Here is a 22283-nt window from a genome sequence, read left to right as displayed (position 1 = left end):
AGCGCTAGCATTTTGCCAGAACATCGCCTAACTGGCTCGTTCAGCAAAATCCGCTCCCCGGACGCTTACCTTACATCAACTATACCACCGCCGCGGAGCAGCCAGGGAATCGAGTGGAATGATCTTTGGGTCGGAACGATCCGTACTGTAGCCTGGGTTACTAGCTGGATCGATAAACTCATGCGTCCGATGTACTCGCCTAAGATTCTCCTTTTCTCGCTCGAAGCGCTTCCGGTTCTCTCCACCACGATCGTATCCACGGGAAACAGACTCGTGGTGTACAAGGCATGCAAACGGTGTCCATACTATGCGGAAACCGGCTTTGTATGCCCGAAGGCAATAATCCACATCATTATATGCGACGGCGAAGTTCTCCTCGTCCCAACTTCCTACATGGCGCGCACATTCACCGGATATCAGCATTACTGCACCGGTTACACACGTCATTGAACTGCGGACGTGCAGGCGATTCATTGGTCCGCCAAAGTTAGCAGGCTTGTTCAAGTACCAATGTCCTGCCAGTCCGCCGAATCCGCTGATGACACCCACATGCTGAATACGCTGATTTGGATACAGCAGCTTCGCGCCAACGATTCCGACGTTCTTGTATAAGAGGCACTCGACCATTTCGGTAAGCCAGGTTGCTTCAACAATCGCAACATCATTGTTGAGTAAGAGGAAATGCTCGCCAGTGGCTCGGGCGACTCCATCGTTGATCGCCCGGGAGAAATTAAAGTCTCCTTCTTTTATGTGGAAGGAAAAGTTTGAGAACCGGGTCGCGTACCGCGAATAGAGCGCTAACGTATCGGTATCTTTCGTGCCGTTATCGACGATAATAACTTCGAAGTTATCGTAGTCAGTTTCATCGTAGATTCCCCTCAGTAGCGTAGACATCAACGAGGGGGAATCTTTGTTTGGAATAATAATTGATATCTTCGGTCGCGGGGCTGAAAGGAAGCGGACACGGTGGAGAGTGTCGGTGAGTGCGGGGACGACCTCGGTTGTTTGGCCAGCACGAGAAAAGCTCTCCTGAATCGCCAACCGGGCATTAACTGTTGCCCGTTCGAGGAATTTCCGAGAATAAGTTTTTCCTGTCCGTCGCCACCAATATGCCGGGAATGGCACGTGTATAACACAAGCTTCATCGAGGCCCTCAAGATAGCGGAGAAGTAGGTCATAGTCCTGGGAGCCGTCAAAACCGCTACGCAGCAGTCCAATTTCATCTAGGCGTTGCCGACGATAAACGGAGAAGTGATTGATATAATTTACACCAGTCAGAAGGACAGGATCATAGGCTGGCTTCAACATAAGGCCGATTGGCGACAGCATGTCGTCCACAACCAGTTCATCGGTATAGAGAAACTGCGCAGCGGGGTAAACGTTGATAGCGTCGAGGATCACACGCAATGCATTGGGCGCAAGAACGTCGTCGTGGTCAAGCAGAGCAATCCATTCGCCGGAAGCAGCGCGAATCCCGGCATTGGTGGCCAGTGCGATTCCCTGGTTAACCTTGCCTTGTACAACGATTATCTTGTTACCCTGACGCTGAGACTTTAGCCAGTTCAATGTCTCGCTCGAGTCTGAGCCATCGTCGGATAAAATAAGTTCAACGCCGTCCACTTTCTGCCGTTCGAATGATGCCGTGAGGTCAGTCAAATAGCGAATAGGTGCGTTATAAACTGGGACAACTATGCTTAGCCAGGGGGCGGCGCCGTCGGATGGAGGGGGTGGAAGGTTGTCGGACAGTCTACTTGCATTCTCTACATAGGTCGCCAATGCACTACGCTGTCGACCAAAATTGAATCTTGGAAACTTTTTCCAGAATCGTGCAAGTCCCATAAAACGCTGGAGGATAACCGTCTCTGTGGTCCCCTTTTGCTCCAAAATGTAGTGCTCCAAAGCAAGCGCTGATCGAATAGGCTCCACCTCCAACGACAATTGGCTAGGTTCAGTACAGGGGTCGAGCCGAAGGCTACAGATCGTGCCGAAGGAACCAACGTCGGCGATAATCAAAAAATCCTTGCCGGTTCCCACCGTGAGAGCGTCTTCCTCCCGAAAGCCTAGTCCTGAATTGGGATACAACTTTGGTTGAATTTCCGAACCCAGTGCGGTGAGCCTAATCCCGATGTAGCGCGGGCGCATGGGAGGGAACTTAATTATAAAGTGCGGATCATCCCCCTCGGCCAGCCATACGCTCCGGTTGTTAGGATCAGCGACAAGATCGTTTTGTGCAATGACATTGAGCATGCCACCTATTTTCCTTCCAATGTGACTCGTCGAAGTACCCAATCGAGCGCGAGGGAGCCAAGTTATGAGGGCGAGAACAGAGCGCGAAGTAATCGCTCTGTGGCTACACGCCCGCACTTCTCAGCAGGTTGCTGGATAGTGAAAGCGAATCTGCTGGCTGCAATCACCCGCCAATTTTGTTTCGCGCCAGGACAATCACGCCAATAGAAAGTGCCCAAAGGAATGCCGAGGCGATGGCAGTAATAGAGATCCAGAGCAAGCGTCGCGGATAAAGTGCCTCGTCTGGTAAGCTCGGTGTCAAGAAACTGTCCAGATACATCAGTTTCTGTTTGCTAATGAACTGCACTTGCTCGTAAGTTCGAACGCTCGCCGCAAACTGTTGCTCCGCAAGCTGAGTTTCGAACTGAAGACTAGAGAATTCGGCGGAGACATCAGCAAGATTCCTATTTGGTTCTGACGCCCTCCCGGCGATTTCGAGATTCAACTTTTCAATCTGCGCCTGTTTACTTTCTATTTCACGAGATAGAACGATCATTTGAGGAGAATACTTTGACACGCTCTCCAATTTGACTCTGTAAGATTGCTCGAGCTCAATTTTTTCCTTTTGAAGGGCAGTCAATAGATTGGTTAGGATCGACAACGATCCCTCTACAGTGAGCACGCCTGTTCTATTTTGCTGGGCGGCGACGCGTTCCCTGACGTCGCGCAAGTGTTCAGCGGCTCTGTCGAGATTGTTTTTCGCTGTTGCCGTAACATCCTTCCAAATTCTATCATTAAGTTCATTGATCGCATGCTCAGACGAGGCGACTACCGTAGTTAATATGTCGCGCGCGTCTTCCGCGGTAAACGCTCTCACAGTGACCGTTACGATCCCACTGGCAGGGCTCACCGAAGTTTTGACCATTCCTTCCCAGTAATCTAGAAACTCCTCATATGTTGCGTCCGGCTTCAATCGGGCGACGATATCTGCTTCGTCACGCATATATAGACGTCGTATGTCCAACTTTCTTTCCAATGCCTCTAGTACTGTTCGGCTATGGATAAAATTGGTGACGATCTGAGTGTCCTGCACGATCTTCGCTGATGGCAGACCCGTGACTTTGCCGAGTTGATCCTTACCGATCGCCGGTGTCGAAGTGCGCACCACGAAGCGCGCCTCCGACTGGAATTGATCTGACGCGATCAACCCATAATAGATCAGGGTGGATGCAACAGGAACTATGAGGAAAACCACGGTGTTAATTATGAGAGCCCATCTAAATACTCTATCGACAAGGCGCGGACGAAGTCCAACTGCCTTGTAGAGGCCGCTCCGGCTCGAAGTCGAGAACCGCAGTTTCCGGGCAGTAGTCGCCAACAGTTGCGCGGCAGCCTTGTTCTTCTGCAGCGCTGAAGACTTGCGTAATTCTTGGTCCAAATTCGTCATCGGCAGCGTATTCGATTGTCGTCTTTCATTAATTCGTTATCGGTTCAATCGATAGTAGGTCTCGATTGCGTCCGAGACCTTATCGAAGAGAAGCATCTGTCCGTCGACCAATACTATACCCTTGTCGCAGTAGGAACTGATCGTCGACATGCTATGTGAAATCATGACTAGATCCGAGTTTCTTCGACGGTTTTCGAAGGCAGTCCGGCATCGGGCCTGGAAACGAGCGTCGCCGACTGCAGTTATCTCGTCGACCAAATAACAGTCGAATTCAATCGCCATCGAGAGTCCAAAAGCAAGCCGAGCCATCATGCCAGAGGAATATGTTCGGACAGGCGCGTTGATATAGTCCCCCAGTTCTGCGAAATCTTCAACGAAGTCCAGAACTCTTCGTACATTTTCGCCGTACACGCGTGCGACAAACGCTAGATTGTCGCGGCCTGTCATGTTTGGGTGAAATCCGCCCGCAAATCCCAGGGGCCACGAGACGCGCACGTCCTTAGCGATGCGCCCGGAATTTGGTAGGGCCGAACCAGCGATCATCTTCATAGTTGTCGATTTTCCTGCGCCGTTGACCCCCAATAATCCATAGGAGTAGCCAGAAAGCAGATCTATGTTCACCCGGTCCAAAATGATCTTTTTATGACCTTCCGTGTTGAAGTGTTTTGAGACACTCTTGAATTTGATCATCTCGGGCGCCTCAAAGTCGATGGTCTTCAATAGAGGCCCAAATCAGAGCAAGCGTGAGCCATGAGGCGGTGAGAGCCAGCGCCAACAAAAGAGGGGTCGAAAAGCGGTGTGGGTATAAGGAATCCTCAGGTATGGTGGGTGGTACGAAGACGACGAGATAGACCGCTTTGCGCATAGCCTCTGCCTCGGCCGTTTCTAGATTTTTTCGTGCGACTTCGTACATGCTCTCCGCTACACGGCGGTCCGTCTCAAGGCGCGAAAACGTCTGGATCGCGCTTGCCATGTTCTCATCGGTTTTCGAGTTACCAGCAAGGTCGTTCCGCAACTCTTCGATCTGCGTCTCTAAGTTCTTGCTTGCCAAAACCAATTGTTGGTGTGCCGGTGAAGATTGGGCGTTTGATTCCTTGAGAACGAAGATTCTCGAATCCAGCTCGAGCTTTCGCGCTAACAAACCAGTTAAAAGTGTGCCGGTTTCCGTTGCCCGCGCCTCTGGTGCCAACATACCAGCCGTATTCTGAAAGTCATTCAGGGCAGCCAAGCTACGACGATAGCTTTCTGCAGTCCTATTTACTTCCGCCTCGAAGCGAGCGGTTAAGTCATGTTGTGCTCGCGCAGACAGCTCGTTAACAAGTTTCTCGCTCTCATTGATAATAACAGATGCGAGTTTCTGGGAATCCTCTGGCGAGAAGGTCCTAACTTTGAGCGTAATGATACCGGATGGTCCATCTACGAAAGTAATGACCTGATTCTTCCAGTATTGAAGAAATTCCTCGCTTGATCCATCCTTGTTAAAGCGTGAGTAAAAATCCGTTCCCTGGCGCGAAAAAATCTCTCTATAATCAGTCCTGCTCGCAATTCTATTGAGGATCTCTGTCGAATGAATAAAGCTTGTTACGACATAACCATCTTGGGGCAACGTAGACATCGAGAGTAATTTACTGTCGGCAGCTTCATCCGACCCCGCTTCCCCGAACGCACGCACGGCGAATCGTGCCTCCGAGATGTACTGATCTGAAGCAATAAGCGCGAAATAGATTGTACTCGCGATAAACGGCACTAATACAAAGGCAACAAAACTTATCAACGCTATCGGTGTCTTGCCACCGGTAGCCACGGTTAGTTTCGTGCCGGCACTCGATACTTCCGTCGGCACTGCGTCAATAATGCTGCCATCGGATCTGCGAAAGCGAGCAACCGGCGAAGTACGAATTAAGCGGTGAAGCAGTGATTCCCGCCCATCGCCCCCCTCTGTGTCGACGACTGTTCCCGGCTGTTCACTAGGTGATCTGTATCGAGATCCCGCGAGGTCAGATTTCATTTGTCTGTTTCCAAGGCTCGACGCACGTAGTGCTCAAGGATCAAATCGTCTTCCAGATACGATTCCGCAACAGGAAGTAGCCGCAATTGATCGGCGAGCCGGATCAGCACTTCGCTTCTTTGTAGAATCGGGATGCGATCCATATCCAATTCTAACAGTTCGCCTAATGAGGAAGCGAATGCGAGTGTGTCATTAATATGCCCGATTACTTCAAAGCGCGAGATAAGGTCCATGGCGGCGGCGATGTCTCGGCGGCTTGAAAGCTTTTCTGCGTCAGAGCAGGCGAACTGTCGTGTTGCCGGAGATTGCAGGACCGTGCGTATTTTGAGCGGAGCCTTTTTGAGTGCCTTCTCAACGGCCGACTCGTCGCTTAGATCCAAAGACGAGAAGAACTCAATGGCAGGTGACAGGGACATCCTATCGCGTTCGCCTAGAAACGTCGGCTTCACGGTTGCGCATAGCTTGAGAGTCGCAATCCTAAGAGCCATCTCGTAGTAAGGATCATTTAGGAGCGTGATAGCTCTGAAACCTTTATCCAGAAATTCTTGATAGCTGCGGACCTGGAGCCGCCCGCTAACATATATGGATTTCAGGCTATCAAGGTGAAATGCCTGCAAGGTTGTTTCGTGGCCAAAACGCTCGGCCGCCGGGAGGGCATACTGAAAGTGTGCCACCATCTCTCTATCTAAGGCTGCGTGTGGCACTAGCTGGGTCTCAATCCGCATGATCTTCATGTCGATTTGCTTTGGGTACAGCTTGCGGCGATAGATAAGCAGACCGGACTTATGATCCTTAATCTTCAGACTCGCGCGATGCAGGAGGCCGGGTATGTTGTCTTCCGTCAACTTAAAGCCCACGAGACCCGTTTGGTGCCGTCCCGAAGCCACAACGGCGGGATGCAGTTGGTCGCATTCAATCTCAGCGATATCACCGGAATGATCTGCTACGACCACTATTGGGGTATCCGAGAACCCATCAGGAATGAGATAACCCTCGACAAGGTCCCCCAAATCGCGCTGGACGTTAAATAGCAACTCAGCGGGCCTGCGACCACGAGGTTCGCTTTGCGAAAATCGAAAGGCAGGGGCCGCCTCCATGATTGGGGTCATTATGCGATATAACAATATCAGCAAACCCCAGAGCGGAAAGAAGCGCCTCAATATCGGAGCGCGTCATCCAATAATGGCGGTCCTTCATGCCTCCGCAAAAATTCTGCTTCTCGTTGGCGCTGAAATATCCCCGCTCGTAGTAGTTCACCGGAACACCCGCGTAATGCCGAGACATAACGTTTCCACTAAATGCCAGTCGCCGACTATCGTGCCGCGGCATAGCGACTTCGTCAAAATAATGTGTCCAAATAAATAGGTTGTCGCAACGCTGCGTGATATCGCAAAGGAATTGCCCTGGATCCGCCATATGGTATAGCACGCCAGATGCCACGGCGAGGTCGTAGTGTAAGCTGTTTTCCTGAAGCCACCGCACTGCATCTCCCAGGTAAAAGCGCGCGCGGTCAATTCCAAGGATTTCTTTTGTGACAAGGCAGCGTTGAAAACAGAGTCGGTTCGCTTCGATCGCATCGATTATTGCCGGCTTATGGCGGTTCAGCATATATGTATGCATCCCCTCAAGTGGACCGATCTCGAGGATGCGCTTGTTCTCTAGGGATCCGGCCTGGTCAATCGCCCAAGCGATCCGGCCATCAGCAAAAAGCGGATGTGTGCCCGCCCGTATGTTCGCCTCCCCAGGGAAAGCAGAGTTCCAGCCCGGCAGCGCATCGACAGCATTTTGATGGCTTGGAGCTTCACGGCAATATTGGTCGAATATTCCGTCCACAGGCGAGGCGCTGGCGACCTTATGATTGCGGCGAACCAGCCTTTTTAGCCCCAGCATCTGCGTCTTCCCATGATCAATTTCAACGAGCGAGCCGATGATATAATTCCGCATGCACGCAAAGGCAACCCAACTCCGGTCGGAACAGCGGGTTGACATCGCGAGGGCCGCTTGAGTTCCTCCGGAATGAAGAAAAGAGTGCTAAGGGATCTTCATTCAACGGTGAGTCGTCTAAAACGCCCCCGCCTAAGTTGTTCACTCTGATTGTCCACTAGTGCCTCCAACTCGGCAATTCTGTCCCAAGGGCACTTCACTAGCCCGGCACTCATGAGCTGCCGCTCGTTCGTGCGAATGTATTTGGGCATATTCTCGTCGATCTTGCTTAGGCGCAAAACATTGGGAGAGTTGGGCCATCGCCCGTCTCGGAGCATCTCTTCGGCTGCATTCTCCCGATTGATCGCATCAACTAGTTCGCCGGTGTGAGAGTAAGCATTCACTTTTGTACGAATTCTCTCCGCGCCGCCGAGGTAGCTGAAGTGCCAGCCAGCCCGAAGTATTTCGCGTTTTGGGCCCGCGAAGTCGTCGAAAAACGCTTGTGGACTCTTGCGCGGATCGCTTAGGTCGCGAATAGTTTCGAAATACCGGCCGGTCACTGCGAATGCGTGGCGCCACCCAGAGGTTGCATAAACCATATTGAAAAAATAGAAATGTAGTGACATATCCAAAACTGCGTACCCGCTAATAGATCTTAAGATAGCGACAGTTTCGGACCTAACAATTTCATCCACATCCGAAATAATGATGATGTCAGAGTCATCAAGTTCCGGAAGTCCTCTCCGTATAGCGTTTCTCTGATGGTACTCTTTAACCCACGGCGAGCCTTCATCGGGGGAATCGTAGACTACTACGTGCAATATTTTGTCGAGAAAAGGTGTGAATTTGTCTTTATTATCCTGGAAGAATAATGGCTTTTTGTGATTTTTGAACGTAACCGTCGATTCTACAATGACAAAATAGTCGACAAATTCGTATAACTCATGGAGCCTAGCTTCCAAGACCTCCAACTCATTAAAGAATGTAAAGCAATCGAATATTCTGCCCGTCATAGTTTTTTCTCAGCCCTCCCGCGCTAGCGCCAAGACTCAATCAGCTTGAGAGCGGCTTCCTTTATGAAATCAGCCCACTGGGCATCTCGTAGGTAGCCGAACACGCGGAATCCTTCTTGTGTTCGGCGGTCAGAAGTGAGAACCCCGATAACCTCATACCCGAAATTCGGCGGTAGTCGCCAGAGCTACTACCTATAGAAATTTCGCTCAAGCTTATCATATCTGGTAGCTACAAGTAGGAAGGCCGTGAGGCGGCTGGACGCTGCTTCCCTCCGCCAACGTCCCCGGTGTCGAGTTGCGGAGCGGTGCGCCCTCACATATGCGGAGTCGACCGATGCCGACAACGCGAGGACTCCCTTAACCGCCAGCGCATCGAGGATGCCAGTCCAAAGCTGACCGCGGGGCCAACGATCAATCTGGATGGCGACATTTGATATCTCAGCGCGCATCTTTGCCGCAACAGCCCAGAACGCATCCGGAAAAGCAACCCTGTTTGAAGCCGAGGCGCCAATTTTTCGGGGCGACGGAATTGGTGATTGCTGGACTGCTATTCACTGCCGCGGAGGCCCGGCGTCTAGAACTTCGGCGGCGCTTCGGCAGCGATGCGGCCAGGTGCAAGGCTTGAATCAGCGTTCCATTTCTACTAGACCGAGGCCGCCAGAGGCAGAGGGAAAATATACAAAAATGGAAAGCTCGGTAAAACAGAACAATAGTTATGTTCCGCAGGGTCTTTGGCAATTTGCGGCCAGACCGATCGCGTTCATGCGACCTAGCTATACCGCAAAATCTGGCTGGCTCGAGCATGTCCCCTTTGCATTTTGGCTTGTTGAGGCTCACAAGCCGCGCTGCATTGTAGAACTGGGATGTCACTACGGACTGTCCTATTTTGCGTTCTGTCAGGCGGTGCAAACGTTGGAACTGGATACGCGTTGCTATGCGATAGATACTTGGCTTGGCGATGAGCATGCAGGACGATACGACGAATCTGTGTTCAGAGCGGTCGATGCCTACAACAATGCGCACTATTCGGGCTTTTCGCGCTTGGTCAGAAGCACGTTCGATACGGCGCTACAACACTTTTCTGACGGGCAAATAGACCTGCTCCACATTGATGGACATCATTCATACGAATCAGTTTTTCACGATTTCGAAACGTGGCTACCGAAGTTATCGGAGCGGGCAATTGTGGTTATGCACGACACCAATGTGCGCGAGCGTGGTTTTGGTGTGTACCGGCTATACGAAGACCTCGCGAAGCGATATCCGAACTTTAATTTTTTGCATGGACATGGGCTGGGGATACTAGGAGTCGGGCCTGAAAGAACGGCCGAGATCTCGAATCTATTTGGTTTGGAAGATAACTTATCAGGACGGCGTGAATTCCACGAATTGTTTGCGCGGATGGGGCGAGCTTGCGCGGATGCCTATTGGGCAGAACAAAACGGCAGCGAGATGCTGAAGCTTAGTGGTACCGTACGCGACCAAAAGAATACGATTGCGGAGATGCAGCAAGGGCTCGCTGCGAAAGACGCCTTAGTATTGGAAGTTCGGAAAGAGTTGGAGAGCCTGACCCTGTCGGTAGGCCAACTTGCGAACGAGCGCGAGGCGCTCCGGGCGAGTTGCCAGGAATCGTCTATTGCGCAACACGAAGCGGAAAGGAAATATGCGGAGGCGGAAGCGAAATTAAGTCTCCTTGAAGGCGTTGCGCAAGAAGAAACTCGCAAACTGATGCAGGCTGAGGGGTTGGCGAATGAACTACGATTACTTCAGGAGAAAGCGGTCCGGGAATTAGAGGGCGCGGAAACTCAGATCGCCGAACTCCAGCTGCAGCAGCAGGAATTAAGTCGGAGACTGGCAGAAGGCGTCGATGAGAGGTTCGCTGAGTCTGCTACGCTAACGGAGATGTTACGTGATCGAGATAGTGTGATCGATCGCGCTCAGGAATTCGTGCGACTCGCCTCGTTTGAATTTGTTAGGCTTTTGGAGCTTCAGACGTTTTCACGTGTGCCGATGATCCAACGATGGAGAGAGAGGCGGCTGGCTCAGGAATTGAAGAGTTGGGGTCTTTTCGACGCGGATTGGTACCTTCGTACATACGAGGACGTGCGCAAAGCTGGTGTCGATCCGGCAATTCATTACGTTCGCTATGGCGCGCGAGAGGGGCGACAGCCGAATGGCACCTTCCGTGATATATTTCAAGCATCGGGATTCTATAATTTAGATAAAGACGGGCAACAATTTCATAACGGAATGGTGTAATGAATTCTCAGAGGTACTCGCAGGTAGACGATCGTGACGTCGAGCTAGTCAAGGGGTCAGGCTTGTTTGACGAAGCTTGGTATCTGGAAAGATATCCTGACGTCGCTGCCTTGAAAATGGACCCGATCAAGCATTTTCTCTGGATTGGCGCGAAAATTGGGCGCAGCCCGTCAATTGATTTCGACACTAATTCATATCTCGTCGAGTACGACGATGTAACTCAGGCAGGGGTGAACCCCCTGCTGCACTATCTAAAATGGGGGAAGAGTGAGGGCAGAACAGCATTCGCGATCGAACGCCACTGCAACGAAGCGACTTCGGTCGCCAGCGATAAGGGCAGATCGGTCGCAGGCGCATTCGAGCAAAAGAACGATTGCCCGCTTGTGGTCTACGAGAGCCACAATCTTAAGATGCAGGGTGCGCCCAACAGCCTGTTCGAGATAGCGGTTGGTGTCAGTCGTAGAGGGCGCTTTCAAGTTGCCGTCTCCAGTAATACGTCGGGGCCTTTGTTGTCGCTGTACGAGGAAAATGGAATAAGCAAGCTTATCCACTCGATATCTCAGAACAAAATGAAGGACGATAGAAAGCGTGACGAGTGGATCGCTCGCCTAAGTCACCATTATCGTGATCTCGGCGCTGGAATTGTGCACGTCAATACACTGCAGAATTTTCATGCGGTAATTGCTGCAAAAAAGGCCGGTTGTTCTGTAGTTTGGAACATTCGTGAAAGCGAGGACCCCGAAACTTATTACGACTATCTGCCGGAACCAGCACGGGCGATGGCCTATTCTGCCTTCGGTAAGGCTGATATTTGCGTATTTGTGGCTCATGCGACCCGCAAGCTCTGGCAAAATTTCCTGGGCGAACATCTAAATGCTGCAACCGTTCACAATGGGATTAACATGGACCGGCTGATGACACCGGTCTATGGAACAAATCGCGCGTTACTCCGAGCTAAGTATCAGGTCGAGAAAGCGGACACCGTAATTTTGTCGGTGGGCACGGTTTGCGAGCGAAAAGGTCAGATCGATTTGCTCCGCGCAATTGAGTTATTCGAACCGGCGCAACTGGCTCGAACGATTGTTGCGGTGGTGGGCTTCAACGATACGACATACTCAAAAGATGTAAGGCGTGGCTTTGAGGACCTCCGTCAACACGGGATTCGATTAATTGCTGTGGATGAGACACAGACAGAAGAGCAAAGAAGAATTTTATCAGAGCTCTACCTTTGCGCAGATGTCTTTGCATTCTGTTCCAGGATGGAAAGCTATCCAAGAGTAATCATGGAGGCGCTTGAATTTGGCCTCCCGATCGTCTCAACGCCCTGTTTTGGCGTCGTGGAACAACTAGTCGAGGGAAGTAGCGGGCTTTTCTATTCTCAGGGGGATGTTCAAGTATTGGCGGAGAGGCTGCTTCAGCTCTGCGGAAACTTCGACATGAGACGTTCGATGTCTCGCGCCGCACGCAAACGCCTCCAAGAACTGAATTCTTATGAACGCATGATAGAAGCCTATGAAAGTATCTATGCGGATCTACTCTAGGCATTCCCTACGAACTGCGCAGACGCAAACTCAACCGAGATTTCGATGACACAGAAAATGAAGAAGAATCCATGCAAACTCTCCATTCTGGTCGTGTCCCGTACGCCCGAAAATATTACGAGATTGCTAAAAGCGATTGATGAAAGTGAAGTTGCTGGGAGCTATGAAGTTATATGCTCTTGGAACGGTGAAGGAGACAGCGCCGACCTGATTACGGTGCCCTCGGGCGTGCATTTTTCGCTACATGTGCAGAGGCCCTACAACTTTGCGAAGAACAACAATTATATCGCGGACCGCGCCCAGGGTGACATCCTCCTCTTTATTAACGACGATCTGGTACCGGATCGTGGCGCAATCAACAAAGCTCTAGCAGCAGTCGAACAGCCGACGGTTGGCATGGTCGGCATAAACCTTCGTTACGCTGACGGGCGACTTCAACATGCCGGCGTTTTTTTTCGCACAGATGGAACCCCCTATCACAGGTTTAAGCATCAGATTTCTTGGGATAGTCCCGACGTTTCTCAAGACATGTTCGTCCCTGCAATAACCGGTGCGTTCGTCATGATGAGACGGAACGAGTTCTTGCAGTTCCGTTTTGACGAGGCGTTTCGTGTATGCGGAGAGGATATAGCGCTTTCGTTGACTTATCGCACGTTGTTCCCGCGTGAGATTCTGTACGTGGCTGCCGCTACTGCCGTGCACTATGAGAATGTGACCCGAAAGAAATTTGGTGAAACGAAAACGCCAGAAGAGGATATGGCAAGAATCGTCAGCTATTCGACAAAGATAATCAATGGAGCGAAGATTGTTGATGTTAGGAGGCCAAGGGTAAGAATCATTACCGAAAAGCCGGGTTGGATCATGCACCGCAAAGCAGAAGAAATTGCGAAGTACATGGGCACCGTAAAAATAAACGAAGACTATCCAGAAGCGGACATTCACTACTATATAAACTACGGTTATTATAATAAACGGCCAGCCACAGGACTAGTGGTTGCCAATTTTACTCATTTTGATCCTGACCATCTAGCGGATAAGTTCGTCGCTGTTGCCCATGAGGTCGATCACTGTGTAGCCGTTTCTGAGCAAACCGCAAAAGTATTGATTGAAGCAGGCGTCCCTCGTTCAAAGATTAGCGTTATTATGGTAGGTGCCGACAGGCAGTTTAAGCCAAAGCTAACGGTAGGAATTGTCGGCCGCGTCTATCCGGGGGGGCGAAAGGGCGAAGATATTGTTGCGGCCTTGCTGTCAGACAAGGAATTGACCGCTAGAGTAAACATTGTGGCCTCAAAGGAGGGGTGGCATGCGCCTGTGTGGTCATTCCCCGACGTTGGCGATTTCTATCGCGCTATTGACTTTTTGTTGGTGCCGAGCCGCTTAGAAGGTGGGCCCGTGCCTTTTATGGAAGCACTGGCGTGCGGAACGATGTCGATTGCCCCGGAGATCGGTGTGGTACCGGAGTTTCCGCATGTATCGTATCCAGTGGGCGATGTTGCAGCCTTGAAGGGTGTACTCATGGAACTGGCAGAGGAGCACGAGGGACATCGAGGCTTCCTAACGGCGAAGATGAAGGGATTGGATTGGGAAGGATGGGCAATGAATCATGATCGCCTATTCCGCACACTTGCATTTGACGCTTCGGTTTCTTCAAATAAACAATGATGAAGTAGCTTTTCTGTAAAGCTCTAAATGTTAACCGCCATAGGAACCTCCATGGGTAACGCACTTGAAGTACTGAAGGAAGCCGCAAGGAATGGTGCCTCGCGTTGGTCGTACGGCGATGTAAACCGTGACCGCGAACCTGATTTGGCGATCAATAGAATTGGACATGAGTATTTCGTTCCGAAATTTGAGCCGAAATTTCAGATTACGTCTGGTTCGGCATTCTTTACCCTCGGATCCTGTTTCGCGCGTGAGTTAGAAACAGCGCTGCTAAGGTTGGGGTGGGCAGTTCCTAGTCGCTTGAGACACATCGAGGGGCACTCGCTATTTGCCCCTCGTAAGGGCGTGACGACTATTCACGATTACTTCAATAGATACAATATTCCAAGTATTTGTGCGGAGATCCAGAATATAAGCAATCTGAACTGCTGCCAACTTGGTGACGAACTTATCTATGAATCCGCTTCTGGTTTGTACGACGATCTACACTATACGCCTGCAGCGGAGTCTTGTAGCTTAGAATTACTAAGGGATCGCAGGTCTTGGCTGTGGAGAGAGCTATCGCAAGGATATTTGCGCGCGGATGTCGTTGTTCTGACGTTGGGACTCTGTGAAGCGTGGTATGACAGTAGTTGTGGGAGATATCTCAATGTGGTTTCGTCGCCACAAATGCTACGCCGCTATTCGGAAGAGCTTGCTGTCAGATTCATTGGTTTTACCGAGGCGCTTGGCTATTTAACTCCTGCGCTCGATAAGTTGCAGTCGGATGGAAAGAAGGTGATTATGACCGTGTCGCCAGTGCCGCTGCAAAATACCTTTTTGGGTCAAGACGTTGTCATCGCCAATAGTGCTGCAAAGTCAAATTTGCGTGCACTATGCGTCGAAGCAGCGTCTAAGTATGAAAATGTTGATTATTTTCCCAGTTTTGAGATGGTTACTTATTCGGAGAAAAGCTTTGCTTGGAAAGCTGACGGCAGACACGTTCAATTCGGAATGGTAGAGAAAATTATGAAGTTTGCACTTGACAGTTACATTGCATCGTAACGCCCCGAGGGGCGCTGACTTCTTTGTCGTGCGTGCTCGATTTCTCGCGTCGCAGTGAGAAAGGTACTTCTACTGAGGCCGATAAGTGTGGATCAACTCTTCGAGTACGTCGATGTTTGGCTTACTCGAAAGAATTGGGATTATACTTTTAATGATATCGATCGGAAGGTCCCACCATTTTAGGGTAAGCAGTCTGTCGACTACGGGGGAAGGGAACCGATATCTCAGTATCTGAGCCGGGTTACCGCCGACAATTGTGTAATCATCAACATTCTTAGTTACGTGAGAATTGGCAGCGATCACAGCACCATGGCCAACGTGTATGCCAGACATAATTGTGACTCCATTGCCGATCCAAACGTCGTGACCGATGGTGACACTGCCATTCGTTGCAGGATGCCCGTCGATGTCAAATCTGCCTAGCTGTTGGTGAAATATGTGTCCGAAAGGAAATGTACTGATCCAGTCGCTTCGGTGGTTTCCTCCCAAGAAAACACTCACGTTCTTCGCAATTGAACAAAAGCTGCCAATCGTCAATGCAGCGCCTTCATTCCATTGCAACACATTAATGTTCTCTATGCCGTATGAGAACCGTCCCACAGTGACGCAGCTATTTCCTATGTGGAACCCAAATTCGGTGGTCACGTTTCTGTTCACGAAGTCCTCCTATTTCTCACCGACAACCTTAAGAGCTTCCAACGACCTGAACTTCACGGCTACCCCAATTTGCAACACGGCGGGTAATTCAGACATTACAAGGAACTTACTGTTGCGAGGTTGAATGCAAAGGTTACGCGGGGCGTAATCTGCAACACGCAAAGGCCTGATACGTCGAGGTTTCTTCTACAGTGACGCAAAGCCCAGCGTAGGCCGGCCGATGCTGGAATAGGCAAAGCCGTGCTTGGCGACCTCGTCCTGGCGGTAGATGTTCCGGAGGTCGACGAGCACGGGCTTCTTCATCGCCGCTTTCAGGCGGCGGAAATCCAGCGCCCGGAACTCGTTCCATTCCGTCACGATCACCAGCGCATCCGCCTCATTGGCCGCCTCGTAGGGATCGCCGGCATAATCGATGCCGTCGATGATCTTCCTGGCGTTCTCCATGCCTTCCGGATCATAGCCGACAATGTGGGCGCCGGCATCCTGCAGCGTCTGCACGATGGCGATCGCCGGGCTGTCGCGCATGTCGTCGGTGTTCGGCTTGAAGGTGAGGCCGAGGATGGCGATCTTGTGGCCGCGCACGTCGCCGCCGGCCGCCGCGATCACCTTGCGGCCCATCGCCCGCTTGCGGTTGTCGTTGATCGCAACCGTGGTCTCGACGAGGCGCACGGGCGCGTCATGGTCCTGGGCGGTCTTGACCAGGGCCAGCGTGTCCTTCGGGAAGCACGAGCCGCCGTAGCCGGGGCCGGCATGCAGGAACTTCGAGCCGATGCGGCCGTCGAGGCCGATGCCGCGGGCGACGTCCTGGACATTGGCGCCGACCTTTTCGCAGAGATCGGCCATCTCGTTGATGAAGGTGATCTTCATCGCCAGGAAGGCATTGCCGGCATACTTGATCAGTTCGGAGGTGCGGCGCGAGGTGAAGACGAGCGGCGACTGGTTGAGATAGAGCGGCCGGTAAACCTCGGTCATGACGTCGCGCGCCCGCTCGTCGTCGTCGGCAACACCGATGACGATGCGGTCAGGCCGCTTGAAGTCCTCGATCGCCGCGCCTTCGCGCAGGAATTCCGGATTGGAGACGACGGCGAAATCGGCGCCGGGATTGGTCTCGCGAATGATGCGCTCGACCTCGTCGCCGGTGCCGACCGGAACGGTGGATTTGGTGACGATGACGGTGAAGCCCTGGAGATTGGCGGCGATCTCGCGGGCGGCCGCATACACATAGGACAGGTCCGCGTGACCGTCGCCGCGGCGGGAAGGGGTGCCGACCGCAATGAAGATCACGTCGCTGTCGGCGACGGCGGCAACGAGATCGGTGGTGAACGACAGGCGGCCCGAGGCGACGTTGCTGGCGACCAGCTGGTCGAGGCCGGGTTCGAAGATCGGGATCCGCCCCTGCATCAGCGCGTCGATCTTGCTCTCATCCTTGTCGAGACAAACGACGTCGTGACCGAAATCCGCAAAACACACACCGGAAACGAGGCCCACATAGCCGGCGCCGATCATCGTGATTTTCATAGGCTCTTTCCTTTGTTGTCTGGCGAGCTCTTGTCGGTGAACGCGCACACCATGCCGGTTCGCCCGTGCTTATGCCTGCGGGGCCGAGGATCCGGCTTTGCCGCCGACATTGTAGTATTCCTCATACCAGGCGGCAAAGCGCGCCACGCCTTCTGCCACCGGGATCGAGGGTTTGAAATCGGTCAGTGCCTCGAGCAGATCGGGAGAGGCATAGGTGCGCGGCACGTCGCCCTGCTGCATCGGCAGCATGTTGCGCAGCGCCGGTTTGCCGACGGCCTTCTCGATTGTCTCGACGAAGGTCATCAACTCGACCGGCTGGCCGCCGCCGACATTGACGACCCGGAACGGCCCCTGGCGCGACAGCGTGTCCTCGGCCTTCTCGGACGGCACGCGGTTTTCTTCCGCCGGCGCCACGTGCGAGAGCCGGAGAATGCCTTCGACGAGGTCGTCGATATAGGTGAAGTCGCGGCTCATGCGGCCTTCGCCATAGATGTCGATCGGCTGTCCCTTGTGGATGGCGTCGACGAACTTGAACAGCGCCATGTCGGGCCGGCCCCACGGGCCATAGACCGTGAAGAAACGGAAGGCCGTGGTTGGAACCTTGTAGAGATGGGCATAGCTGTGCGCCATCAGCTCCATCGATTTCTTCGTGGCGGCATAGAGCGTCATCGGCTCGTCGGCGCGGTCGGTCTCCGCAAACGGGATCTTTTCGTTGGCGCCGTAGATCGAGGACGTCGAGGCGAGCATCAGGTGCTTGGGGCCGAGCTCGCGCGCCAGCTCCAGGATGTTCCACGAACCGACGAGGTTGGAATCGACATAGGCCTTGGGATTTTCGAGGCTGTAGCGCACCCCGGCCTGGGCCGCGAGGTGGATGACGACCTCGGGCTCGGCAATCTCCGCCGCATGGTTCAGCGCCGCGCGGTCTTCGAGCAGGCCGACGACGGCCTTGAAGCCGTTCGATCGGGCCAGGATCGCATGCCGGCGCTGCTTCAGCGTGACGTCGTAATAGGGCGTCATGCCGTCGAAGCCGACCACGAAATGGCCTTCGTCGATCAATCGCTTGGCGAGATGAAAACCGATGAAGCCCGCGGTGCCGGTGATGAGGTAGCGCACGACCATGTCCCCAGATTGTGTTGTCAGGGCGTTCTTACGAAGAAAGCCGCGCGATGGAAAGTCGAATCCGGCGACGTAGGGTGACGACATGACAAATCCATATCGCGGGCTCCGACAACTGCGACCTGGACGAACTGATTGCGGTCCTTTGTCACCAAGACCCGCGTCTTTAATCCCAGCGTTCCGCGTAATCCAACGGTCCGCTGGCTGCCACTTATTAGGACAAGCACGTACTCGTGACCTATTGCAAGGCGCTGCTTCGGGTGGTGGCTCTGGTGCTGGGAAGAGGATACGAATATAGCGCCTACTTCCCGTCACAAGAGGTGTTCAAGGGGCGTTCAGGTCAAGTACGGCCACTTCGAAGAGACCTGCCACGTGTTGCGCCAGAAGGCGTCGCGCAGGTAACGCGCATCCTTGGTCGGCATTTCTTCGGTGGCACCGAGGAAGAAAGAACGAATTGTTCGGTCGGTCGATAGGAAACAGGCTGAAAGAGAACTTCGCGACCTTGCGCGCATGATTTGCGATGAGGAGGCGTTTGCTCGATGGTTCTTTGGGGAGGCGGAAACTGTCAGGCGTGCGGTGTCGCTCGCAGCAGTTCGAGCCTAACGGGCTTCGAGGACGTAAAGCTCTGAACACCCGGTGCATTATTAAACTTGAGGCAACGGTGTCGGCGCTGTCCGCGACGGCGTTCCAAAGTCAGCCTTGGTCGTCATCCAGACAACATCTTCTGTGGCTGCGGTCGTTAGCCACGTATGCGGCAACGGTCTCGCGTAACAGCTCATCGCCTGCACGGTTTAAGGTAACACTTCGGCGTGAACCGCTTTGCGAAGTTCCGCGCCTCGCGTGAGTCTGCACTCTTAAGAGCGGACTTAAGAGTGCATTGAGCATGGGACATGCAGTTTTGCTGACGGGGCCGGAGCGGCGTCGGCGATGGTCGTTGGAAGATCGCGCCTAGATACTGGCCGAGGCTTTCGCGGCGGGTGCGGTGGTTTGCGAAGTCGCACGCCGCTTCGATGTTGCGACTGGGCTGGTATATATACTTGGCGAGCGCAAGCTTCGGCGCAGGAAGCCGGACCGGCGTTCGTCCCGGCCAACTCGTTGACGTTCAGAACAATGGTGATGCGGCCGAGCCGGCCATGCGCATGGACTTCCCGAGTGGCGTGAAGGTGAGGATTGGCGCAGCAGCGCGATGCGAGCGCTCAAACGATCCCGATCAGTTCTGGCGTGCGGGTGTGGATCGCAAGCGGTCATTACAGTATGCGCAAGGGCATGCTAGGCCCGACACTGCTGGTGCAAGGGGGCTCGCGGCATGCATTGCATATGGGTGTAGCTACGTAAGCACCGCCGAACTCCGGCACAAGCTCGGGATAAGGGTGGAGGGTGGCAATCTCGTTTGGGCGCGCAATCATTGGCTTGACGCTTCGACGACCGGCGCAACACAGCCTTGTTGATAGCGATAGCTGTGTGCTAAGCGACTTCAACTCAAAAGCGTTGTCGCAGCCAATTGATGAGGCCACCTATGTACGCAGGAAATACTTCTGAGCTTTTTCCACTTCCACCTGCCAACCTCATGCGCCTGTCCGTTGCCTGGGCAGACGATGAGCGTTTTCTAGCTCGCGGCGCTCAGTCGTTCGAAAAGATCAGAGCGGCATTCGAATATGCCGGAGCCCCGATGCACGGGCGTGTGTTGGAATGGGGCTGCGGCTGCGGTCGGATGATCCGACACGCTCTCGCTCACGGTTATGACGCCCACGGCTGCGATATCGATCCGGTTGCGCTCGCATGGTGCAAAGAAAACATTTCGACTGACCGGTTCATCCTTTGCGATATCGAGCCGGTACTTCCTTACGAATCCAACTCCTTCGATTTCATCTATGCGGGTTCGGTGATCACGCATTTGAGCCTTGATCTACAGTTCTACTGGATCAAGGAACTGCGCCGCATCCTCCGGCCGGGTGGTCACATGCTGCTGACGTTCGCCGGCACCTATCACTTCCGCAACTACTACGGCAGGGAATCCACGATTATCCGCGCGATCAACGATCAGCCGATTGTCGAGGCAGGAAACCACCAAGAGGGTTCGAACGCCTACGGCATCGCCCAAACGATCGGATCGCTCGATATTGTCTCGCCTGGTTTTGAGCGTAAGTACCACGTCCAGTCGAACGACATTCTCGGCGCGCAGGACACCGCAGTTTACAAGAAGATCGAACTGTCAGCCCCGACAACCTACGCTATGCTCAAGTCAGAGAAGTTCCTTGATCGCCGCGGCCCTGTCCTGTTCCGCGGTTCTGAAGAGGTCGCGTGGGTAGACGGCGCAATCCCCGATCAGCTTTTGCTGATCCCGCTTGGCGAAAACCTGTCCGACGTCAACGCCTCGGAGCTTCGTGCGAACCGGAATTTCGAGCTTCTAAAGCTCGTGACCGTACCGGCCGCATAAGGCAAACAACTCGCCCAGGCGTGCTGTTGTGCCGTCTGGGCGCTCTCCAGCACAGGACGTGCGCTTTCTTCGTTGTCCTCAGTGTCGAGAACCGTCAATGACCAAGCCATCGGCCTTCTCTGATAGGTCTGTTTCGAGGTCTCTTCGAGCATACCTGCGGTTCGTGCCGGCTCCACTCGGTATCATATGATACGATCGTGGGCCGCATGCGCCTCTGTCTCGCAGGGCCGGACGAGAAGCGCTGCGAGATCATCAGGCGTCGCGGCCTCGCCGTTGACGACGCAGGCCACGGTTTGGAGGTGCACTTTGAACGCCACGCGATCTATCAGAACGCTGCTAAAGGACGCTGGGATCTCATCGAACTACACGATTCAGGCTGACGCGATGAACGCCAAGGCCAATCCTGCGGGCGCCAGCCTCATCCCTCATCCCCGAGCGCCTACGGCTTTTCTTCGTGTGCAATGAATAGCAACATCCTGAAGACCACATGGCCACGGGCTAAAGTCTGTGGGTGCAGTCGATCGACGTTCGGCCTGACCGTCATTATTCCAGAATTTTGCGACGGAATACTCTCTCAAGTGCAAGGCCCGCGAGAAGGCAGCTCAATGAAAAGCCCCAGATATATTCCTTGCTGAGTAGGCTTGTGTCGTAAGTCGGGAAATATGCCGATCTCATCCATTCAACGCATTGAACAACGGGGCTATAGCTCAAGGGCGTTCTGATCGCCTCTGGCAGGTTTGCCGGCACGAACATCGTTCCTGAGGACGCATAAACGATTATCATGAACAGGGCATAGACTGTCGTAAAGAGCGGGAAGATTGACGTGATTGCGCCAGCCAGTGTTCCCACGCTGAAGGCGAGGAACAAAACAGATAAGTAGGCTGCAACGGCTTCGTTTATATCGACGGGGGTAGGGTCGTCACCGACAACCAGCAAAAAAATGATGATGAAGATTAGCGTGAACCATGCGGCCACGATCTCCAGTACCGCGCGAGCGTTCAAAATATCGATCGGCTTTACCGCGGGGAATGCAAGCATCGGTCGGTTGAGGGCGACCGACAGCGTCATGAACCGCGAGACATACATGAATGCCAGCGTCGGGACCAATCCAGAGCCAAAAAAAACGTTGGTGCTCTCACCATAAGGGACACGGCGGCCTAGTGCATGGGAGATGCCAAGTAGCACTAGCATGTGGACGAGCGGCCACAAGGGGACGACGAGAAACCCTAGCCCATGGTTGAAGAACCGCGTCCGCATGTCGCGCAGAATCACTGCCGTCATCACGTTCTTCTTTTGAATAAGGGCGGACTTGAGTGATCCGTCCGGGCGTTTTCTCGACATGTAACCGCATAACCTTCGCAGACTTGGCGCCTGCGGCTTACCACACCACCGCGCTCAACAACAAGGATCAAGCTTGTGCGGGCTAAGTCAG

General features: G+C 53.2%; 16 protein-coding genes. 5 read left to right on the top strand and 11 right to left on the bottom strand.

Features of this window, described 5'->3' with window-relative positions; all coding sequences use genetic code 11:
• Positions 1 to 75 precede the first annotated feature (75 nt).
• The 7 genes from QM996_RS24360 to QM996_RS24330 form a co-directional block, all read right to left on the bottom strand.
• Positions 76 to 2247 (bottom strand): glycosyltransferase, encoded by a 2172-nt coding sequence (locus tag QM996_RS24360; protein ID WP_334198588.1) that lies wholly within the window; start codon positions 2245 to 2247, stop codon positions 76 to 78.
• Between the two features lie 163 nt (positions 2248 to 2410).
• The gene (locus QM996_RS24355) at positions 2411 to 3673 is read right to left on the bottom strand and encodes a KpsE/RkpR family capsule polysaccharide export protein (RefSeq protein WP_334198587.1); all 1263 of its coding nucleotides are present in this window, start codon (positions 3671 to 3673) and stop codon (positions 2411 to 2413) included.
• Positions 3674 to 3709: 36 nt separating this feature from the next.
• Positions 3710 to 4363: an ABC transporter ATP-binding protein gene (locus tag QM996_RS24350; protein ID WP_334198586.1), complete on the bottom strand. Its 654-nt coding sequence runs from the start codon at positions 4361 to 4363 to the stop codon at positions 3710 to 3712.
• A gap of 10 nt (positions 4364 to 4373) precedes the next feature.
• Positions 4374 to 5681 (bottom strand): KpsE/RkpR family capsule polysaccharide export protein, encoded by a 1308-nt coding sequence (locus QM996_RS24345; protein ID WP_334198585.1) that lies wholly within the window; start codon positions 5679 to 5681, stop codon positions 4374 to 4376.
• On the bottom strand, positions 5678 to 6634 hold the full coding sequence (locus QM996_RS24340) for a hypothetical protein (RefSeq protein ID WP_334198584.1): 957 nt from the start codon (positions 6632 to 6634) through the stop codon (positions 5678 to 5680). The genes QM996_RS24345 and QM996_RS24340 overlap by 4 nt, the downstream gene beginning before the upstream one ends.
• An 82-nt stretch (positions 6635 to 6716) precedes the next feature.
• Complete coding sequence (locus QM996_RS24335) at positions 6717 to 7625, bottom strand: class I SAM-dependent methyltransferase (RefSeq protein WP_334198583.1); 909 nt, start codon at positions 7623 to 7625, stop codon at positions 6717 to 6719.
• A gap of 98 nt (positions 7626 to 7723) precedes the next feature.
• Positions 7724 to 8617: a glycosyltransferase family 17 protein gene (locus QM996_RS24330; RefSeq protein WP_334198582.1), complete on the bottom strand. Its 894-nt coding sequence runs from the start codon at positions 8615 to 8617 to the stop codon at positions 7724 to 7726.
• Between the two features lie 420 nt (positions 8618 to 9037).
• On the opposite strand from QM996_RS24330, the gene QM996_RS24325 reads away from it, so the two are divergent.
• The 4 genes from QM996_RS24325 to QM996_RS24310 all read left to right on the top strand — a co-directional run bounded on the left by QM996_RS24325 (position 9038) and on the right by QM996_RS24310 (position 15123).
• On the top strand, positions 9038 to 10876 hold the full coding sequence (locus tag QM996_RS24325) for a class I SAM-dependent methyltransferase (protein ID WP_334198581.1): 1839 nt from the start codon (positions 9038 to 9040) through the stop codon (positions 10874 to 10876).
• A gap of 62 nt (positions 10877 to 10938) precedes the next feature.
• The gene (locus QM996_RS24320) at positions 10939 to 12417 is read left to right on the top strand and encodes a glycosyltransferase family 4 protein (RefSeq protein WP_334198580.1); all 1479 of its coding nucleotides are present in this window, start codon (positions 10939 to 10941) and stop codon (positions 12415 to 12417) included.
• Positions 12418 to 12462: 45 nt separating this feature from the next.
• Positions 12463 to 14079 carry a glycosyltransferase gene (locus QM996_RS24315; protein ID WP_334198579.1) on the top strand — a complete coding sequence of 539 codons (1617 nt, stop codon included), beginning with the start codon at positions 12463 to 12465 and terminating at the stop codon, positions 14077 to 14079.
• Positions 14080 to 14130: 51 nt separating this feature from the next.
• Positions 14131 to 15123, top strand: coding sequence for a GSCFA domain-containing protein (locus QM996_RS24310; RefSeq protein ID WP_334198578.1), 993 nt, complete (start codon positions 14131 to 14133; stop codon positions 15121 to 15123).
• 69 nt (positions 15124 to 15192) lie between these two features.
• Here the strand turns inward: QM996_RS24310 and QM996_RS24305 are convergent, their stop codons facing one another.
• The 3 genes from QM996_RS24305 to QM996_RS24295 form a co-directional block, all read right to left on the bottom strand.
• Positions 15193 to 15780 carry a CatB-related O-acetyltransferase gene (locus QM996_RS24305; protein WP_334198577.1) on the bottom strand — a complete coding sequence of 196 codons (588 nt, stop codon included), beginning with the start codon at positions 15778 to 15780 and terminating at the stop codon, positions 15193 to 15195.
• A gap of 186 nt (positions 15781 to 15966) precedes the next feature.
• Positions 15967 to 17298 carry a UDP-glucose 6-dehydrogenase gene (rkpK, locus tag QM996_RS24300; RefSeq protein ID WP_334198576.1) on the bottom strand — a complete coding sequence of 444 codons (1332 nt, stop codon included), beginning with the start codon at positions 17296 to 17298 and terminating at the stop codon, positions 15967 to 15969.
• A 69-nt stretch (positions 17299 to 17367) separates the two neighbouring features.
• Positions 17368 to 18411, bottom strand: coding sequence for an NAD-dependent epimerase (locus QM996_RS24295; RefSeq protein WP_334198660.1), 1044 nt, complete (start codon positions 18409 to 18411; stop codon positions 17368 to 17370).
• Positions 18412 to 19930: 1519 nt separating this feature from the next.
• On the opposite strand from QM996_RS24295, the gene QM996_RS24290 reads away from it, so the two are divergent.
• Entirely contained in the window at positions 19931 to 20851 is a 921-nt protein-coding gene (locus tag QM996_RS24290) for a class I SAM-dependent methyltransferase (protein WP_500270497.1), read from the top strand.
• Between the two features lie 543 nt (positions 20852 to 21394).
• On the opposite strand, the gene QM996_RS24285 is transcribed toward QM996_RS24290, so the two are convergent.
• On the bottom strand, positions 21395 to 22132 hold the full coding sequence (locus QM996_RS24285) for an ABC transporter permease (RefSeq protein WP_500270496.1): 738 nt from the start codon (positions 22130 to 22132) through the stop codon (positions 21395 to 21397).
• Between the last annotated feature and the right edge of the window lie 151 nt (positions 22133 to 22283).

The sequence above is a fragment of the Sinorhizobium chiapasense genome (assembly GCF_045277575.1).
GTDB classification, from domain to species: Bacteria; Pseudomonadota; Alphaproteobacteria; order Rhizobiales; family Rhizobiaceae; genus Ensifer; species Ensifer chiapasense_A.
The sequence above is the reverse complement of the archived record's forward strand: the minus strand, read 5'-3'. Positions and strand labels throughout refer to the sequence as shown.

Excerpts from the sequence above, each read along its gene's own strand:
- QM996_RS24360 (WP_334198588.1), bottom strand. The coding sequence starts at position 2,247 with ATGCTCAATGTCATTGCACAAAACGATCTTGTCGCTGATCCTAACAAC.
- QM996_RS24355 (WP_334198587.1), bottom strand. The coding sequence starts at position 3,673 with ATGACGAATTTGGACCAAGAATTACGCAAGTCTTCAGCGCTGCAGAAG.
- QM996_RS24350 (WP_334198586.1), bottom strand. The coding sequence starts at position 4,363 with ATGATCAAATTCAAGAGTGTCTCAAAACACTTCAACACGGAAGGTCAT.
- QM996_RS24345 (WP_334198585.1), bottom strand. The coding sequence starts at position 5,681 with ATGAAATCTGACCTCGCGGGATCTCGATACAGATCACCTAGTGAACAG.
- QM996_RS24335 (WP_334198583.1), bottom strand. The coding sequence starts at position 7,625 with ATGCGGAATTATATCATCGGCTCGCTCGTTGAAATTGATCATGGGAAG.
- QM996_RS24330 (WP_334198582.1), bottom strand. The coding sequence starts at position 8,617 with ATGACGGGCAGAATATTCGATTGCTTTACATTCTTTAATGAGTTGGAG.
- QM996_RS24325 (WP_334198581.1), top strand. The coding sequence starts at position 9,038 with ATGGCGACATTTGATATCTCAGCGCGCATCTTTGCCGCAACAGCCCAG.
- QM996_RS24315 (WP_334198579.1), top strand. The coding sequence starts at position 12,463 with ATGACACAGAAAATGAAGAAGAATCCATGCAAACTCTCCATTCTGGTC.
- QM996_RS24310 (WP_334198578.1), top strand. The coding sequence starts at position 14,131 with ATGGGTAACGCACTTGAAGTACTGAAGGAAGCCGCAAGGAATGGTGCC.
- rkpK (WP_334198576.1), bottom strand. The coding sequence starts at position 17,298 with ATGAAAATCACGATGATCGGCGCCGGCTATGTGGGCCTCGTTTCCGGT.
- QM996_RS24290 (WP_500270497.1), top strand. The coding sequence starts at position 19,931 with ATGTACGCAGGAAATACTTCTGAGCTTTTTCCACTTCCACCTGCCAAC.
- QM996_RS24285 (WP_500270496.1), bottom strand. The coding sequence starts at position 22,132 with ATGACGGCAGTGATTCTGCGCGACATGCGGACGCGGTTCTTCAACCAT.